This is a genomic window from Cellulomonas sp. P1_C4 (assembly GCF_056406355.1).
The window spans coordinates 17197-33038 of the sequence record NZ_JBFUAI010000007.1; the positions used below are offsets into that span (position 1 = coordinate 17197).

The 15842-nt window shown below is 72.2% G+C and carries 16 protein-coding genes; 6 read left to right on the forward strand and 10 right to left on the reverse strand.

All coding sequences use genetic code 11. The annotated features are described in order from the left end of the window. The 3 genes from AC1DYZ_RS06745 to AC1DYZ_RS06755 form a co-directional block, all read right to left on the reverse strand. Positions 1–408 carry a hypothetical protein gene (locus AC1DYZ_RS06745; protein ID WP_477064438.1) on the reverse strand — a complete coding sequence of 136 codons (408 nt, stop codon included), beginning with the start codon at positions 406–408 and terminating at the stop codon, positions 1–3. 3 nt (positions 409–411) lie between these two features. After that, a complete protein-coding gene (locus AC1DYZ_RS06750; protein ID WP_477064439.1) occupies positions 412–894 on the reverse strand; it encodes a QcrA and Rieske domain-containing protein in 483 nt (160 codons plus the stop codon). A gap of 197 nt (positions 895–1091) precedes the next feature. Further along, positions 1092–2939 carry an MDR family MFS transporter gene (locus AC1DYZ_RS06755; RefSeq protein WP_477064440.1) on the reverse strand — a complete coding sequence of 616 codons (1848 nt, stop codon included), beginning with the start codon at positions 2937–2939 and terminating at the stop codon, positions 1092–1094. A 205-nt stretch (positions 2940–3144) separates the two neighbouring features. Here AC1DYZ_RS06755 and AC1DYZ_RS06760 point away from each other — a divergent pair, with 205 nt between their 5' ends. The 3 genes from AC1DYZ_RS06760 (at position 3145) to AC1DYZ_RS06770 (ending at position 6667) form a co-directional block, all read left to right on the forward strand. Continuing rightward, positions 3145–3756: a hypothetical protein gene (locus tag AC1DYZ_RS06760; RefSeq protein WP_477064441.1), complete on the forward strand. Its 612-nt coding sequence runs from the start codon at positions 3145–3147 to the stop codon at positions 3754–3756. A 210-nt stretch (positions 3757–3966) separates the two neighbouring features. After that, positions 3967–4563: a copper resistance CopC family protein gene (locus AC1DYZ_RS06765; RefSeq protein WP_477064442.1), complete on the forward strand. Its 597-nt coding sequence runs from the start codon at positions 3967–3969 to the stop codon at positions 4561–4563. A gap of 34 nt (positions 4564–4597) precedes the next feature. Beyond that, positions 4598–6667: a bifunctional copper resistance protein CopD/cytochrome c oxidase assembly protein gene (locus tag AC1DYZ_RS06770; protein ID WP_477064443.1), complete on the forward strand. Its 2070-nt coding sequence runs from the start codon at positions 4598–4600 to the stop codon at positions 6665–6667. A gap of 1 nt (position 6668) precedes the next feature. Here the strand turns inward: AC1DYZ_RS06770 and AC1DYZ_RS06775 are convergent, their stop codons facing one another. Beyond that, positions 6669–7436 carry a hypothetical protein gene (locus AC1DYZ_RS06775; protein WP_477064444.1) on the reverse strand — a complete coding sequence of 256 codons (768 nt, stop codon included), beginning with the start codon at positions 7434–7436 and terminating at the stop codon, positions 6669–6671. Between the two features lie 110 nt (positions 7437–7546). Next, entirely contained in the window at positions 7547–8173 is a 627-nt protein-coding gene (locus tag AC1DYZ_RS06780; RefSeq protein WP_477064445.1) for a DUF6318 family protein, read from the reverse strand. Between the two features lie 357 nt (positions 8174–8530). On the opposite strand from AC1DYZ_RS06780, the gene AC1DYZ_RS06785 reads away from it, so the two are divergent. From AC1DYZ_RS06785 to AC1DYZ_RS06795, 3 genes are all read left to right on the forward strand, one after another. Continuing rightward, a complete protein-coding gene (locus AC1DYZ_RS06785; RefSeq protein WP_477064446.1) occupies positions 8531–9364 on the forward strand; it encodes a type IV toxin-antitoxin system AbiEi family antitoxin domain-containing protein in 834 nt (277 codons plus the stop codon). Positions 9365–9539: 175 nt separating this feature from the next. Continuing rightward, positions 9540–11597, forward strand: a complete 2058-nt coding sequence (locus AC1DYZ_RS06790) for a S9 family peptidase (protein ID WP_477064447.1) — start codon at positions 9540–9542, stop codon at positions 11595–11597. A gap of 94 nt (positions 11598–11691) precedes the next feature. Then, positions 11692–12006: a DUF6458 family protein gene (locus AC1DYZ_RS06795; protein ID WP_477064448.1), complete on the forward strand. Its 315-nt coding sequence runs from the start codon at positions 11692–11694 to the stop codon at positions 12004–12006. Positions 12007–12053: 47 nt separating this feature from the next. Here AC1DYZ_RS06795 and AC1DYZ_RS06800 read toward each other — a convergent pair whose 3' ends face one another. The 5 genes from AC1DYZ_RS06800 to AC1DYZ_RS06820 all read right to left on the reverse strand — a co-directional run bounded on the left by AC1DYZ_RS06800 (position 12054) and on the right by AC1DYZ_RS06820 (position 15786). Then, on the reverse strand, positions 12054–12824 hold the full coding sequence (locus tag AC1DYZ_RS06800; RefSeq protein ID WP_477064449.1) for an anti-sigma factor: 771 nt from the start codon (positions 12822–12824) through the stop codon (positions 12054–12056). Next, on the reverse strand, positions 12811–13419 hold the full coding sequence (locus tag AC1DYZ_RS06805) for an RNA polymerase sigma factor (protein WP_477064450.1): 609 nt from the start codon (positions 13417–13419) through the stop codon (positions 12811–12813). The genes AC1DYZ_RS06800 and AC1DYZ_RS06805 overlap by 14 nt, the downstream gene beginning before the upstream one ends. Positions 13420–13454: 35 nt before the next feature. After that, on the reverse strand, positions 13455–14156 hold the full coding sequence (locus AC1DYZ_RS06810; RefSeq protein WP_477064451.1) for a class F sortase: 702 nt from the start codon (positions 14154–14156) through the stop codon (positions 13455–13457). An 8-nt stretch (positions 14157–14164) separates the two neighbouring features. Next, the gene (locus tag AC1DYZ_RS06815; protein WP_477064452.1) at positions 14165–14992 is read right to left on the reverse strand and encodes a DUF4397 domain-containing protein; all 828 of its coding nucleotides are present in this window, start codon (positions 14990–14992) and stop codon (positions 14165–14167) included. Between the two features lie 92 nt (positions 14993–15084). Then, a complete protein-coding gene (locus tag AC1DYZ_RS06820; protein ID WP_477064453.1) occupies positions 15085–15786 on the reverse strand; it encodes an alpha/beta fold hydrolase in 702 nt (233 codons plus the stop codon). Between the last annotated feature and the right edge of the window lie 56 nt (positions 15787–15842).

The window sequence follows — 15842 nt, forward strand, 5'->3', positions numbered from 1 at the left end:
TCAGCGCGAACCGGTGCTGACGGCCGTCCGGTTCCGCTCCGCCAGCAGCGCCGCGACGCCGAGCACGATCGCGCCGATCTCAGAGATCGCCGACAGCCACACGGCCCAGCCCACCCACCGCTCGTGCACCCCGAAGAACCCGCCGGGCGTCGTCGAGATGAGGAAGGCCGTCAGCGTCGCGATACCGAAGCCGACGGCACCGAGCAGCGGGAGCCAGTGCCGCCAGACCAGGACCAGCACGCCGAGCACGAGGCCGCCGATCCCGTTGAGCAGGAACGCGGGACCGACGACGTCCAGCGTCTTCATCCCGTCCTGCCAGAGGTAGAGGTGCACGACCGCGGAGGTCACGACGCAGATCGCGATGAGCACCCGCAGCAGCGTGGCCGTCCGGCGCTGGGTGTCGATCACGGCTCAGGCCTTCCCCGGGAGCACGGCGCCGTCGCTCACGTGCACGTCGACCGGCGGCAGGGGTGACGGTGCCGGGCCGGAGACGTTGCCGCCGGTCAGGTCGAACACCGATCCGTGGCACGGGCACTTCAGCTCGTCGCCGTCGGGTGCGACCGTGCAGCCCTGGTGCGTGCAGATCGCCGACACCGCGGTGACCGTGCCCGCCTCGGGCTGCAGCAAGATGATCGGCTTGCCGTCGGCGCCGGTCGCGGACAACGCACCGCCGACGGGGATGTCGGCCACCTGCGCCAGCGGCTCGCCCGCCGCGGGCGCGGCCGCCGACGGGGTGTCCGAGCCGCCGCCTCCGCACGCGGCCAGGACGCCGGCCGCGGCGACGCCCATCGTCACCAGGCCCGCCCTGACCATCACCTGCCGGCGGTCGAGACATCCGTCGCAGGTGTGCGCGCTGGTCGGTGCTGCCGGGAACTCCTGCGTCGTCGCGGACATCTCCACCTCCGTGGGGGTACCTGCTCGGGCCTGTCACCTGTGTCACGAGCCGGGGGCCGTCGAGGTTCAACCGTTCTCGAACTATTCCGACGGATCCTTGGGCCAAGACTGCCCGGTGATCGCCGATTGCGTGCGGAAACGCGACGACGGCCCGGCGCGCAGGTGCGTGCCGGGCCGTCGTCGGTGAGGGTCGAGTGTCAGTCGGCGCGGACCGACTCCTCTCGTCGAGCGTGGTCGGCGCCCTCCGCGGCTGCGTCCGTCGACGCCTTCGCGCGGGTCACCGCCGCGTCGTCGGCGACGATGGCCGCGACGCCGCCGACGGCGGTCGCACCGGCAGCCTGCGTGGGCGGCGTGCCCGCCGCCTTGGCGGCGTCGTCGTCGAACCGGCCCTGGATGCCCGACACATTGCGCAGCGGCAGCTCGGGGAGCATCACGGTGAGGATCACCCCGACGGCCATGATGCATGCCGCCAGCAGCAGGACGGTGTCCACCGACTGCGCGAACCCGTCGAGGAACGGCTGCGCGAGCCGCGGGTCGAGGTTGTTGATGAACGACGAGTCGTCGAGCGACGGCACCGTCGCGCCAGCGCCGGGCTGCAGCATCGACAGGACCGGGGCGTTCGCCGGATCAGCCTGGACCGCGGGATCGGCGATCGCCGCCTGGAACGCGGGCGTCTTGGCCACGGCGCGGAAGGCCGACGCGATGTTGTCCCCCACGGTCGAGAACAGCACAGACAGGAACACGGCGGTCCCCAGCGTGCCGCCCATCTGGCGGAAGAACAGGGACGACGACGTCGCGACGCCCATGTCCCGCACCTGCACGGCGTTCTGCACGGCCAGCACCAGCGGCTGCATGGTGAAGCCGAGGCCCAGCCCGAACAGGACCGAGACCGCGAAGACGAAGGGCAGGGTCGTGCCGGACTCGAGGCGGGAGAACAGCAGGGCGCCCGTGCCCATGAGGATCGTGCCGGCCACCGGGAAGATCTTGTAGCGGCCGGTCCGGGAGGTGGTCTGACCCGCGACGATCGAGCCCGCCATGATGCCGAGCGTGAATGGGATGAGCGTCAGGCCGGCCTCGGTCGGGGTCTGGCCCTTCACGATCTGCAGGTACAGCGGCAGGGTCGCGAGGCCGCCGAACATGCCGAGGCCGATGACGGTGTTGGCGCCGGCGCCGACGGAGAAGGTGCGGTTCCGGAACAGGTACAGCGGGAGGATCGCGTCGGCCTTGGCGTACCGCTCCGCGAGGATGAACGCCGCGATGCCGAGCACGCCGACGACGTAGCAGGAGATGGCCCGCGTGGAGTCCCAGCCCCAGATGCGGCCCTGCTCGGCGACGACCAGCAACGGCACCAGGGCGACGATGAGGGCGAGCGCGCCGGGGTAGTCGATCTTGTGGTCGACGCGCCTGAGCGGCGGCAGGTGCAGCACGCGCCAGATCACGAGGATCGCAATGATGCCGATGGGCACGTTGATGAGGAAGACCCAGCGCCAGCCGTCGATGCCGAGGATGGTCTCCGCGCCGGCGAAGAAGCCGCCGACGACCGGCCCGAGCACGGACGCCACGCCGAACACGGCGAGGAAGTAGCCCTGGTAGCGGGCGCGCTCACGCGGGGCGACGAGGTCACCGAGGATCGTGATGGCCAGCGCCATCAGGCCGCCGGCGCCGAGGCCCTGGATGCCGCGGTAGACCGCCAGCTGGTACATCGAGTCGGCGGTGCCGGACAGCAGCGACCCGACCACGAAGATCGAGATCGAGATCATGTACAGCGGCTTGCGGCCGTAGATGTCCGAGAGCTTGCCGTACAGCGGCGTGGAGATCGTGGCCGTGAGCAGGTAGGCCGTGGTCACCCAGGCCTGCAGCGACAGACCGTTGAGGTCGTCGCCGATGGTGCGGATGGACGTCGCGACGATGGTCTGGTCGAGCGCGGCGAGAAACATGCCGAGCATCAGGCCGCCGAGGATCGTGAGGATCTCGCGGTGGGTCGGCGGGACGAACGTCGAGGCGTTCGTCTGGGCAGGGGGTTCGGTGGTGCTCTGCTGGGACATCGGACCTTCTCGGCAGACGGGGGGACGCGTGAGGCGACTGCACTGGCGGACGACGCTACGGGAGGGGTACGACACCCTCAGGTGATTGCGCAGGACAACCATCCCGCATGAAAGTTGGTAACAACCGTGCCACCGGGATGTGTTCCCGGTCACGGCGAATCCGTCAGGTGCGGGCGATGCCGGTGCCGGCGGCTACCGTGGCTGAATGCCCGCTCCCGCGACCGGCCCGCTGCGCCTCGTGCGCGCCGGCATGGTCGCCGTGGTGACGGTCGCGCTCGCGACCCTCGCGCACGTGCTTGCCGGCGGCGGGCTCCCTCCGGTCGTCGTCCTCGTCACCCTGACCGCCCTCGCGCTGGCCGCGGCGGCGGCGCTGACGGCGCGCCGGCTCGGTCCCGTCGGCGCCGTGGCCCTGCTCGGCGTGGGCCAGCTCGCGGTGCACTCGGCGTTCAGCCTGTTCACCTCGATGGCGTGCATGTCCGGCCCGACCTCCGCGCACCACGCCGGCATGGCGATGTCGTGCACGACCGCCGATGCCGGAGCGGCGCAGCCGCTGCTGGGTGGGTCGGCGATGCTCGTGCTGCACGTCGTCGCGACCCTCGCGGCCGCTCTCGTGCTCGTCGGCGCCGACCGCGCCCTGTGGTGGCTCGCGGCGTGGCTGCGACCGTTCGCCGACGCGGCGGCCCCGGTTGTCGTCGTGCCCCGCGCCGTCCTGCCGACGCCGGTCGAAGCCCCCTGGACCGGGGGCGAGTGGTGGCGCGCGGTCGTGCCGCGGCGGGGTCCGCCCGCCTGGCAGTCCTCCGTGGTCCCCCTGCGCTGACCGGTCGAGCCGGTGGCCAGGCCGACCGCGCGCCAGCCATCGACGACCCCTCAAGGACCTCACATGCCCTCGACCCGTGCCGGCGCGACCCTCGCCGCCACCCTCGCTCTCKCCGTCCTGCCCGCCAGCGCGGGGCTGCACCCTGCTGCCGTTCCGCGTGCCCCACGAGTCGGCGGTCGTGCTCGTCCGGCGTCGTCGGCACCTGGACGCATGACGGTGCTGCGCCGCGGCTCGGCGCTGCTCGGCGGCCTCGCGCTCGCGGTCCTCGGGACCCTGGCCGGTGCGCCCGCCGCACAGGCGCACGACGTGCTGCAGGGCACCGACCCGGCCGACGGGTCGACGGTCGCCGTGGCCCCGGACCACGTCACGTTGACGTTCAACGAGCCCGCGCTGGCCGTCGGCACCGAGGTCGTGGTGAACGACCCGAACGCGCGGACGGTGAGCACCGGCGCGCCCGTGCTCGTCGACAACACCGTCACGCAGGCGGTTACCGGGGAGCTGCCGACGGGGGTGTACACGGTGGTCTACCGGGTGACCTCGGCCGACGGGCACCCCATCGAGGGCCAGTTCGCGTTCACCGCCTCCGGTGAGGTCGCCTACGGCGTCGCGCCCAGCGTGGCCCCCACGCCCACGACCACGACCACCGCTTCCTCCGTGGCCCCGACGCCCACGACCTCCCCGTCGGTCGCCCCGGCGCCCGCCCAGCGGCACGTCTCCGCKGGGCCGCTGATCGGTGTCGCGGCCGTCCTCGTGGTGGTCGGCGGGGTCGCCGCCTGGCTGCTGCTGCGGAGACGGTCGGCGTCGTGACGGACCTCGCCCGGCAGCGACCTACGCTGGTCCGATGACTGCGCCGGTGACCAAGGCCGGGGGATCGGGCGCCGGTGTGCCTCGAACCCCGAGCCCGTGGCGCGTCCTGGCGCTCGTCGTCTCGGCGGTCGTCGCGGCACTGCTCGGCGTGGCGTTCTCCGGTGCGGCGCTGCCGGCCCTGCTCCGCGACCCGGGCGCCGCCGTCCGCTGGGGGCTGCCCGCGACGGCGACCCTGACCGAGCTGGCCGGCTCCGTGACGCTCGGCGCCCTCGTGCTGGCCGTGTGCGTGCTGCCGCGCCGCGCGGCCACGGCGTCGACCCGAACCGTCCGCGCCGGCATCGGCACCGCCGACGGCACCGCATACCCGCGCAGCACCGTGCTGGCCGGGTTCGCCGCGGGCACCTGGACGCTCCTGTCGATCGCGCACCTGGTCCTGACCTACGCGAGCGTCGCCGGCCGGCCCCTCGACTCCGCGACGTTCGGGTCGGAGCTCGGCGTCTTCGTCACGCAGATCGACCTCGGCCGGACTCTGCTGCTGATCACGACCGTCGCGGCGGTGGTCACCGCCCTCGCGCTCGTCGTCGCGACGCCCACCGGCGCCGCCTGGACCACGGTCCTTGTGCTCGTCGCCCTCTGGCAGCAGGCTCAGCTCGGGCACGCCGCCGGTGCGTCGGGGCACGACATCGCGACGTCGTCGATGGTGGTGCACCTGGTCGGCGCCGCCGTCTGGATCGGGGCCCTCGCCGCCCTGGCGCTCCTCGTCTGGCGGATCGGCACGGACCTGTCCGCGTCCGTCGCGCGATACTCGGTGATCGCGGGCTGGTGCTACGCCGCGATCGCCGTGTCCGGGCTGGTCAACGGCCTGTTGCGGACCAGCGGCTGGGACGACCTCACGACCCCCTACGGCGTGCTGCTGCTGGTGAAGACCGCGCTGTTCGGCATCCTCGGTCTGCTCGGCCTGGCCCACCGGCGCGCGGTGCTGCCGCAGCTGGCGACGAGGACGACGGACTGGCTGTTCTGGCGGCTCGTGCTCGTCGAGCTGACCGTCATGGGTGCCGTGTCGGGGGTCGCCGTCGCGCTCGGCGAGACCGCGCCGCCCGTGTCCGAGGAGCCACCGCTCGACCAGTCCCCGGCCTACCAGCTGACCGGCCACCCCCTGCCGCCCGCGCCGACCGCGCTGCGGTGGCTGACCGAGTGGCGCTGGGACCTGGTCCTGGCGTCGGCGGCCGTCGCCGGGCTCATCGTCTACTGGCGCTGGGTGCTCCGGCTGCGGCGCCGCGGCGACTCGTGGTCGCTGCTCCGGGCCGCGTCCTGGTCCGTCGGCATGGTCCTGTTCCTGTGGGCCACCAACGGCGCCCCCAATCTGTACGGGCACGTCCTGTTCAGCGCGCACATGGTCCAGCACATGACGCTCGCGATGGTGGTGCCGCTGTTCCTCGCCCTGTCCGCGCCCGTGACCCTGGCCCTGCGCGCGCTGCCCGTGCGCTCCACGCAGCTGCGCGACGACGCCTCGCGCGGCCCCCGCGAGTGGATCCTCGTCATCGTCCACAGCCGGGTCGGGCAGTTCTTCGCGCACCCCGTTGTCGCCGCCGTGAACTTCATCGGCTCGATGCTGCTCTTCTACTACTCCGGCCTCTTCGAGTGGTCGCTGCGCAGCCCGGTCGGGCACCTCGCGATGGTCGTGCACTTCACCACCGTCGGGTACCTGTTCGTCAACGCGCTCGTCGGCATCGACCCGGGTCCCAAGCGACTGCCCTACCCGCAGCGGCTGCTCCTGCTCTTCGCGACGATGGTGTTCCACGCCTTCTTCGGCGTGACGATGGTGACCGGCGACGTCCTGCTCGTCGCCGACTGGTTCGGCCTGATGGGCCGCCCGTGGGGTGCGTCGGCGATCGCCGACCAGCAGGCCGGCGGCGCGATCACCTGGGGCATCGGCGAGATCCCGACCCTGGCCCTGGCCATCGGCGTCGCGGTCGCGTGGTCCCGCGACGACGACCGCACCGCCCGCCGGCGCGACCGTCGAGTCGATCGAGACGGCGACGTCGAGATGGACGAGTACAACGCCATGCTCGCCGGCCTGGCCGAGCGCGACACCCGCGACTGACTCAGCCGCACCCGGGCTGGTCGGGGGCCTCGTTGCAGTCCTCCGAGACCAGGTGCGACCGCCGCTCGACCACCTCGAACTGTGCCGACGTGCTCGCGGTCTCGGCCGTGCCGTCCACGTCGCGCCACTCGTCGTCGCCGTCGACCCGGTACCGGCCCGACCACGTGGTGGTGAGCGTGATCGTCTGCGCCGGGTCCGGATCCGTGTAGACGTGCGACACGTCGAACGCGGGGTACGCGTGCCCCGGGCTCGTGGTCGACAGGTGTCGCGAGCCGTCCCGGAAGTCCCACGTGAAGTGCGTCGGCGTGGCGATCACGTCGATGCCGTAGCCGAACAGGTCCGTGCGGAACGTCTGCTCGGCGGCGTCGCTCAGGACGATCGTCTCCTTGTTCACCAGCACCCAGCCGCGGTCCGGCTGCATCTGCACGACCTGCGGCGCGATAGGCAGGAGACGGAAGTCCGCTGCCGTGAACGTGGGGAGGAGGTCGTCCGGGCAGCCGCCGTCCGCGACGATCGTCCACGCGGACCAGGGATCCGTGGGTGTCGCGCGCGTGCGGGTCCACAGCGGGAGCACCGGCGTCGCGTCACCGCAGTTGTTGACCCCGGCCTGGCCCTCGGCTGCAGGGCAGGTGCCGTTCAGCGGCGTGGTCAGGTGGGCGCTGCTGGTGTTGCAGATGACCGCGCGCTGGTACTCGCGCAGCAGCGCCTCAGGCGCGCCGGCCTTGGCATGCTGGGCGCGGAGGGCTTGCTCACCCTCGAAGGCGGTCATGCGGACCGCATCGCCGGCTGCCTGACCGCCGAGCGAGTCGGCTGATGCCTGCAGAGGCGTAGCGACGAGGACAGTGAGAAGCGCGAGTGCAATCCCGACCGTCCGCACGCTCATGGAGCGGGTACCTCGACGGGAGTAGCTTCACGGATTCTCCAAACGGCTCCGTCCCAAACGAGGGCGAGGTCGATGTGGTACGCCGTGGGACCTGGGAAGGTCTCGATGACCGTGCCGGATGGATCGACCGTCACGGAGGCGTCTTGGATGAGGTCGATCTTGGCGGAGTAGAACGCTTCGGGATTTACTTCGGTCCCCGAAGCGGCTGTGATCGTGTTTGTTCCGCCCTGGTCGTGTTGGCCTGCCGCGGTCTTTGTCTCCACGGTGGACACCACGCTGGCGCAAAAGACGCAGTCGGGGTGGCTGAGCGCCTTCCAGTCGGAGAGATCGCCGGTCGCGTTGACGTATGGAAATAGCAAGATGAAATACGCAGCGATCGCGGCTGCGCCATCCGCGCTGGGTGGCTCGTCCAGAGCAGCGGGCCGGGCCGGCTTCACGGTCACATCCACGCTGGGCGACACGGTCGGCCTGGGTGTCGACGTCGGCGAAGGCGTCACCACGACTGCCGGCGTCGAGGACTCCGCGGCCTCCGGCGTCCCGTTCGTGCACGCCGCCAGCAGCAGCAGCCCGGTCACAGGCACGACGAGCCGGGCACCGCGGCGAGAGCTCGTCAGCCAGGACATGCGGGCGAACGTACCGAAAACGGACGGCCCGCGTCACGACCGTTCACCCGGTTGTGGACAACCCTTGTGACCGCGACCGGGTGTCGACGGTCGGGCCGCCCGACGCATCACGTCTGGGGCCAGCGAGGCGAGGGTGAGCCGTCCACAGTCGGGGAAGGGTCGCAGTGGCTGCACAGATCGGCCGAGGCTCGATTGCGGGCGGGTCGACCTTGGTCTCATCGCGGGATGCGTCCCGTCCAGCCGCCGCCGCGGTCGTTGCTCGTCCTGGCCGGCCGGCAGGAGGGGCTCGTCTCGGCAGTCCAGAGCGAGGCGGCTCGTGTCGACTCTGCCCGGCGATCGCGGCTCGTCCGTGACGGCATGTGGGACCGGGTGACCCACGGAGTCTTCGATGTGACGCCACAGCGCGACCGCCGACGCGACGCCGACCACCGTCGACGACGCGCCGCCTGGCTCGCGATGCTGGCCTTCGGCCCAGAAGCAATCGCCGTCGGCCCCTGCGCGCTGGCGCTGCACGGCGTCCGGGGTCTGCCGCTTGAGATCGTGCCTCAGGTCTCGCTGCCCTCCGGACACCCACGACGGTCGCGGGACGGGATCCGCGTCCGTCAGTTCGCCGTGGTCGGGGTCGAGCGTCTCGGCGCGGGAGCGGTCCCCGGCCTGGTGGCGGCACTGGTGCAGGCGCTTCCCGAGCTGCCACGCGACAACGCGGTCGCAGTTCTGGATGACGTCCTTCATCGCGGGGTGCTATCGATCGGGGACCTCGCCGGTGTGCGGCTCGCCATAAATGGTCGGCGTGGTGCAGCGTCTTGCCAGTCGTGGTGGGAGCTCGTGGACGCTCGCTCGGAGTCGCCCCTCGAGACGTTTGCGCGGCTGCAGTGCGCGGACGCCGGGGTCGCACCTGATCTGCTGCAGGTCGAGATCTGCTCGTCGTCCGGCCGCATTCTCGGCCGCGGGGACATGGGGTGGAGGCTCGGGGACGGCCGATGGCTTATCGCGGAGATCGACGGCCGCGAGTTTCATGAGGCGCCGGAGGCGGTGCTGCACGACCGTCGTCGCCAGAACGCCATGCTCGCCACCGGCCGAATCGACCTGTTCCGGTTCACCTCGGCGGACATCGCCGCACGCGACGTCATCCCCGCGACCGTCCGCGCTGCACTCGCTCGCGCACGAGCGCGTCGACCTACCAAGCCATGAGCTACGGCAAGCGAGCTCGACACAGCACCCATGGCTTGGTCGACGTCCTCCGGGGAGGCGGCGGACAGCGAACAAGCCATGGGGGAGGTCGTCCGTCCGCTTGGCGTCACTCATGGCTTGGTCGCGACCGCGCGACGCCCGACGAGACTCAGCGGCAGGTGATAGGACGGAGCGCATGACTTCGACGCCCTTTCATGATCTCGACCAATACGTCGCCATCCCTCGGCTCGCGGGGCTCGTGCTCTCGCCGGACGGGACGCGGCTGGTGACCGCCGTCGCGACGCTGAACAGCAAGAAGACCAAGTTTGTGACGGCACTCTGGGAGGTCGACCCGAGCAACCAGGAGCCCGCGAGAAGGCTGACCCGCAGCGCGAAGGGTGAGTCCAGCGCCGCGTTCACCACGCACGGCGACCTCCTGTTCACGAGTGCTCGGCCGGACCCCGACAGCGACAAGGACGACGACGACACGGTCCCCGCGCTCTGGCTGCTGCCCAAGAACGGCGCCGAGGCGCGCGTCGTCGCGCACCGGGCCGCGGGTCTCGGCGGCGTGCACGTCGCGAAGGACGCGGACGTCGTGCTCGTCGGGTCGGACGTGCTGCCCAGCGCCACGGACGCCGAGACGGACGAGAAGCTGCGCAAGGCCCGCAAGGACAAGAAGGTCGCGGCGATCCTGCACGACTCCTACCCGGTCCGGTACTGGGACCACGACCTCGGCCCGGAGTCGCCGCACCTGTTCGTCGCGACCGTGTCGGACGACGTCGTCGCACCCCTGGCGTCGAGCACGGATCCGAAGCTGACCCTGACGGACGTGACGCCGGGGGCGCGGTCGGCGCTCGTCGAGCAGGCCTCGGACATCAGCCCGGACGGCCGGACGGTGGTCACCGGGTGGCACCTGCCGCTGTCGCGCGGGGACATGCGCAGCCGCCTGGTCGCGATCGACGTCGCGTCGGGCGAGCAGCGCGTGCTCGTCGACGACCCCGAGGCGGACCTCGGGTCGCCGAGCGTCTCGCCGGACGGGCAGTGGGTCGTCTACAGCCGCGAGACGATCTCGACTCCGCACGTGGCCCCGCGCGTGACCCTCGAGATCGTCCCCCTGGCGGGTGGCGAGCCGCGGACGCTCGCACCGACGTGGGACCGCTGGCCGCACGAGCCGGTCTGGTTGCCGGACAGCTCGGCGCTGCTGGTGCTCGCCGACGACGACGGCCGCGGACCGATCTTCCGGATCGACCTCGAGAGCGACGAGGTCACGCGCCTGACCAGCGACGACGCGACGTTCACGGACGTGAGCATCAGCCCGGACGGCACCACGGCATACGCGCTACGGACGTCGTACGAGGCGCCGAGCCACCCCGTGCGCATCGACCTGGCGACGAAGCAGACGACCGCGCTGAAGAGCCCGATCGCGACGCCCGTGCTGCCCGGCACGCTGACGGAGGTCGAGACGACGACCGACGGTCGCCGCGTGCGCGGGTGGCTGGCTCGACCGGAGGGAGCGGACAAGGCTCCGCTGCTGCTCTGGATCCACGGCGGCCCGCTGGGGTCGTGGAACGCGTGGTCGTGGCGGTGGAACCCGTGGATCCTCGTCGCGCGCGGGTACGCGGTGCTGCTGCCGGACCCCGCGCTGTCCACCGGCTACGGCCAGCAGTTCATCCAGGACGGCTGGGGTGCCTGGGGCGGCGCGCCGTACACCGACCTGCTGGCGATCACGGACGCGGTGGAGCAGCGGGACGACATCGACGAGACGCGCACGGCGGCGATGGGCGGCTCGTTCGGCGGCTACATGGCGAACTGGGTGGCCGGCCACACCGACCGCTTCCAGGCGATCGTCACGCACGCGAGCCTGTGGGCGCTGGACCAGTTCGGCCCGACGACGGACGCGGCGTTCTACTGGGGCCGCGAGATGACCGACCAGATGGCGCTCGACAACTCGCCGCACCTGCACGTCGACAAGATCGTCACGCCGATGCTGGTGATCCACGGCGACAAGGACTACCGCGTGCCCATCGGCGAGGGCCTGCGGCTCTGGTACGAGCTGCTGTCCAAGAGCGGGCTGCCCGCCGACGACGACGGCAGGACCCCGCACCGGTTCCTCTACTTCCCCGACGAGAACCACTGGGTGCTCAGCCCGCAGCACGCGATCGTCTGGTACCAGGTGGTCGAGGCGTTCCTCGCGGAGCACGTGCTCACCCGGTCGGGTGAGGATGCCCCGAMATATCCGGAAATATTGGGGTAGTCGGACCCTCTCGACGTGCGGGGTCGCCCGGTCGGGACCAGACTCGCCGGTCGGAGCCGGGCGACCCCCGCACGGCACGACGAAGGGACCGACAATGGGTATCGGAGGCGGCATCGCCCTCATCGTCATCGGCGCGATCCTCTCGTTCGGCGTCAGCGACGCCGTCGACGGAGTCAACCTGGTGGTGATCGGCTACATCTGCATGGCGGCCGGTGTCATCGCGCTGATCCTGGCGATCGTGCTCAACAGCCAGCGGAGCAACACCACGCACACGGCCGTCGTCGAGCAGCGCACCACGCCGAACGCCGCGCCGGCCGCCGCGGCCCCCGTGGCCGCGCCCGTCCAGCAGGCGCCCGTCCAGCAGGTGCCGGTCCAGCAGCAGCCCCCGGCGGCCCCGCCGGCGGTCTGACGCGCAGCCGCGGAACGCCCCCTCCACGAAGACGGAGGGGGCGTTTCTCATGCCTCCAACGGGCCGCGCACGATCGAGTCGCCGGAGTGGGCCGGGTTCCCGTCGAACTGCTCCTCCGACACGTCGACCACCGAGTACTGCGACAGGTCGAGGCCGTCGGGCAGGTCGAACCGTCCGGAGGTCCCTTCCAGGGTGCCGACGCTGACCAGTCCGCTGACGTCGGGCTTGAGCAGCCAGACCTCGCGGAAGCCTTCGCCCGACGGGGCGTCGTGGGAGATGTCGACGACGAGCACGCGGCTCCCGTCGGCAGCCGTCTCGACCACCGCGGAGCCCGACGCCTCCCAGCCGGGCAACGGTTCGAGGGTCGCGGTGGCCAGCACCGTCGCGGGGTCGTCGTGGTTGGCCACCCACCAGGCGCCCCCGCCGCCGACGAGGAGCCCGGCAGCCGCCGCGGCGGCGATCCAGCGCCCGGCGCGGGGCGTGTTCCGACGGGCGTCGAGCGAGACCACGGGCGCGAGCGGCTCCCCCGTATCGGCGACGGGTTTCGTCGGCGCGGCATCGGTGGCCAACGCCTGGGCGCCGGGCGAGAGTCCGAGCTCCCCGGCGATGCGGTCCCACACGGCGGGCGCGGGCGCGACGAGCACGTCGTCAGGGCCCCCGGAGCGCGCCAGCTCGACCACGGCGCGCAAGGACTCGAGCTCGTCGGTGCAGCGCTCGCACTCCTCGATGTGCGCGAGGTCCGACGTCGATCCCGCCGGCTCGCCGAGGGCGAGGAGCGCGAGCAGGTCGTCGTCCACGTGCGACTCATCGAACGGCACCGTCCACCTCCCATCGGGTCCGCAGCCGGGCGAGGCTGCGCCGGACGTGGCTCTTCACCGTGCCGAGCGGCAGGTCCAGTCTGCTGGCGATCTGGTCGTGCGTGAGGTCGTCGTAGAACGCGAGCCGCAGGATGGTGCGCTGCGGGTCGCCCAACCGGTCGAGCTCGTCGGCGACCAGGACGCGGTCGACGACGCGGCCGTCCACCGGCGGCACCGGCGTCTCGAGGGCTCCGGCCACCGACTTGTCCCGCAGCCGACGGTCGCGCGCCCGCTTCTCGTGCGTGTCCGCGACGATGTGCCGCGTGATGCCGAGGAGCCAGGCGGGGAGCCGGGACTGTGCGGGGTCGAACCGGTGCCGGCTGCGCCAGGCCTCGACGAACACCTGCTGCGTGACGTCCTCGGCGTCCGTCAGGCTGCCGAGCGACCGGAGTGCCACGGTGTGCACCAGCGCAGACCAGCGCCGGTACGCCTCCGCCACCGCGGTCTCGTCACCCTGCGCGAACGCCCGCCCGAGCTCGTCGACGCCCTCACCGTCCGGGTCGACTCGATGCGCCGGGCGCGACGAGCCCGCGGGCCCGGTCCCGGGTGCGCTCACGGACAGCTCCTCACGTGCCTGCAGCAGTGTCACGGCTACCCACCTAGCGGCTCGGCCGTGACGACGACGTTGTCCGTATAGTGCCCGATGTCGCGGCGGAACGTGCCACCGCACGTCACCAGCACCAGCCGCGGCGCGCCGGACCGGTCGAACCACTGGTCCACGGGCGCACCCTCCTTCGGGATCTTCTCGACGTTCACGACGCGGTAACCGTGCTCGCTGCCGTCGGCGGTCGTCACCGTGAGGGTGCCGCCGATGCCGACGTCGCGGAGCTTGGCGAACTGCCCGATGCCGGTGAGCCGGCTGTCGACGTGAGCGGCCATGACGGTCGCGCCGGCGGGATCGGCGGGCGCGGGACCGTACTGGTACCACCCGGCACGGTCGGCGTCCTCGGGGATCTGCATCTCGCCGTCGTCCCGCACCCCGACCGGATCGACGGGCATGTCGATGCCCGCGTCGGGCACGACGAGCCGCACGGGTGCTGATGCTGCGGTGGCGGGTTGCTGGGCGCCGAGGGCGGGGTCGTAGACCGGGATGGAGGGCAGGGCAGGGGTCGGTCGCGGCGTCGTCGTGGGGGACGACGACGCCGCGACCACCGGCTCGGAGACGGGGTCCGGGCCGGTGCACGCGGTCAGCGGGCCGAGCGTCGCACCCAGCGCGGCGACGGTCGCGAGCACGCGTGCGGTACGTGGGTACGCCGCGGCCCGGGACTGCCCGGACCGCGGCGCACCGATCATCGACGTGCTCAGCTGCGCTGGGTGGCGGTGCGACGGGCGAACCCGAGGCCGACCAGACCGGCGACGGCGAGCGCACCGAGCGCGAGCGGCCAGGCGGGCGTACCGCTGTCGGACACGAGCCCGACCTCGCCGGCGTTCACGCCGGACGGGTTGCCGTGCAGGCCGTCGATCGTCTGGACCGCCAGCGCAAGCGTCGCCGGTGAGGCCGTGGCGCTGCCCCACGCGTAGACGATCGTGTTGGTGCCTTCGGTGACCGGCACGTCGGCCGGGCCGAGCAGGGCGGGGGTCGTCGTGCCCGTGGCCGTCACGCTCGCGGAGACGGTTCCGGCGGGGAGGTTCAGCACCTTCTCGGCCGGGTTGGTGAGGTTGGTGATGACCGGGCTGCCGCCGGCCAGGATGTCGACGCCCGGGGCCTGGGCCACGTGCCGGACCGTGAGCCGACCCTGGCCGGCGGCCGTGGTCGAGATGTCGTTGGTGAACAGGGTTGCCGTCGGGGCGCCCGCGGCGTCGAGGTGGGCGACGGCCGTGTAGTTCTGGCCGGCCGCGAGCTGCAGGTCGACCGGTCCGATGGCGGGCGAGCTGGCATCCGCCGCGTCGGCCGCCGTGATGGCCACCGTGTAGGTGCCGGCGGGGAGGGCCAGCGGTCCCGCCATGGCGCCCGGCTCGAAGTTGTCGAGCGTGAGCTTGTTGTTGACGTAGACGTCGACCGTGAGGCCGGGGACGCCGTGGAAGACCGACAGCTGGGCGTCGCTGTCGGCGGCCGACGCCGGACCCGTGGCGGCCGTGAGGAGGGCGAGCGTGCCGGCGGCGATGCCGGCGAGAAGTCGAGCGCGCATGGTGCGTCCTTCGAGGACAGGGCCCGACGGGTACGCCGGGCGGCCGATGTGCTGACACACCCTCTTCGGCGCCGGACCCGTTCTCGGATGCACTACGCGCGAGCTGCCTCCGCGATGGCCGCCGCGAGGTCCGCCGGCCGCGAGAACATCGGCCAGTGCCCGGTGGGCAGGTCGACGTAGGTCAGGTCGGTGCACTCGCCCAGCTCGGTGTGGAACGGCGGGCCGCCGTGCGCCATCGTCTTGAGCACCTCGGACGGCAGGCTCGTGCAGATCGCCGTGGCCGGCACGTCGAACCGGCGCGGGTCGCTGACGTGGACGGCGCCTCGCACGACCTGGGCGGGATGGGGCAGCGCGCGGCGGCGGAACTCGGCGAGACCCGCGTCGTCGATGCCCTCGATGCTGGACCCCTGCGCCTCGAACTCGGCCCAGGTCGGCAGCGGGACCTCGATCTTCTCTGTGGCGGCCGCGTTGATGGCGGCACCTTCCTCCAGCGGTCCGGAGTCGACGTAGATCGCGCGGCGTATCCGGTCGTGACGCCTGTCCACGACCTCGCCGACGAGCGCGCCGCCGCCGCTGTGCCCGACGAGGACGACGTCGCCCGCGAGGCCGTCGACGAGGTCGACGACGGCCTGGACGTGGTCGGCACGGGTGATGTCGCCGCGGTCGGCGCCGGGCACGAGCCCGGGCAGGGTCACGGGATAGGCGTCGAAGCCGTCGGGGAATGCCGCGACGACGTCGTCCCACGCCCAGCCGCCGAGCCAGAAACCGGGGATCAGAACCAGGGAAGTAGTCATGCGGCCAGCGTCCACCCGTCCCGGTGACACCGGGATGTCACCTTTGTGTCACCATG

Coding starts and splice junctions, on each gene's coding strand:
- AC1DYZ_RS06750 (WP_477064439.1), bottom strand. CDS start 894: ATGTCCGCGACGACGCAGGAGTTCCCGGCAGCACCGACCAGCGCGCAC.
- AC1DYZ_RS06755 (WP_477064440.1), bottom strand. CDS start 2,939: ATGTCCCAGCAGAGCACCACCGAACCCCCTGCCCAGACGAACGCCTCG.
- AC1DYZ_RS06760 (WP_477064441.1), top strand. CDS start 3,145: ATGCCCGCTCCCGCGACCGGCCCGCTGCGCCTCGTGCGCGCCGGCATG.
- AC1DYZ_RS06770 (WP_477064443.1), top strand. CDS start 4,598: ATGACTGCGCCGGTGACCAAGGCCGGGGGATCGGGCGCCGGTGTGCCT.
- AC1DYZ_RS06775 (WP_477064444.1), bottom strand. CDS start 7,436: ATGACCGCCTTCGAGGGTGAGCAAGCCCTCCGCGCCCAGCATGCCAAG.
- AC1DYZ_RS06780 (WP_477064445.1), bottom strand. CDS start 8,173: ATGTCCTGGCTGACGAGCTCTCGCCGCGGTGCCCGGCTCGTCGTGCCT.
- AC1DYZ_RS06785 (WP_477064446.1), top strand. CDS start 8,531: ATGTGGGACCGGGTGACCCACGGAGTCTTCGATGTGACGCCACAGCGC.
- AC1DYZ_RS06795 (WP_477064448.1), top strand. CDS start 11,692: ATGGGTATCGGAGGCGGCATCGCCCTCATCGTCATCGGCGCGATCCTC.
- AC1DYZ_RS06810 (WP_477064451.1), bottom strand. CDS start 14,156: ATGATCGGTGCGCCGCGGTCCGGGCAGTCCCGGGCCGCGGCGTACCCA.
- AC1DYZ_RS06815 (WP_477064452.1), bottom strand. CDS start 14,992: ATGCGCGCTCGACTTCTCGCCGGCATCGCCGCCGGCACGCTCGCCCTC.
- AC1DYZ_RS06820 (WP_477064453.1), bottom strand. CDS start 15,786: ATGACTACTTCCCTGGTTCTGATCCCCGGTTTCTGGCTCGGCGGCTGG.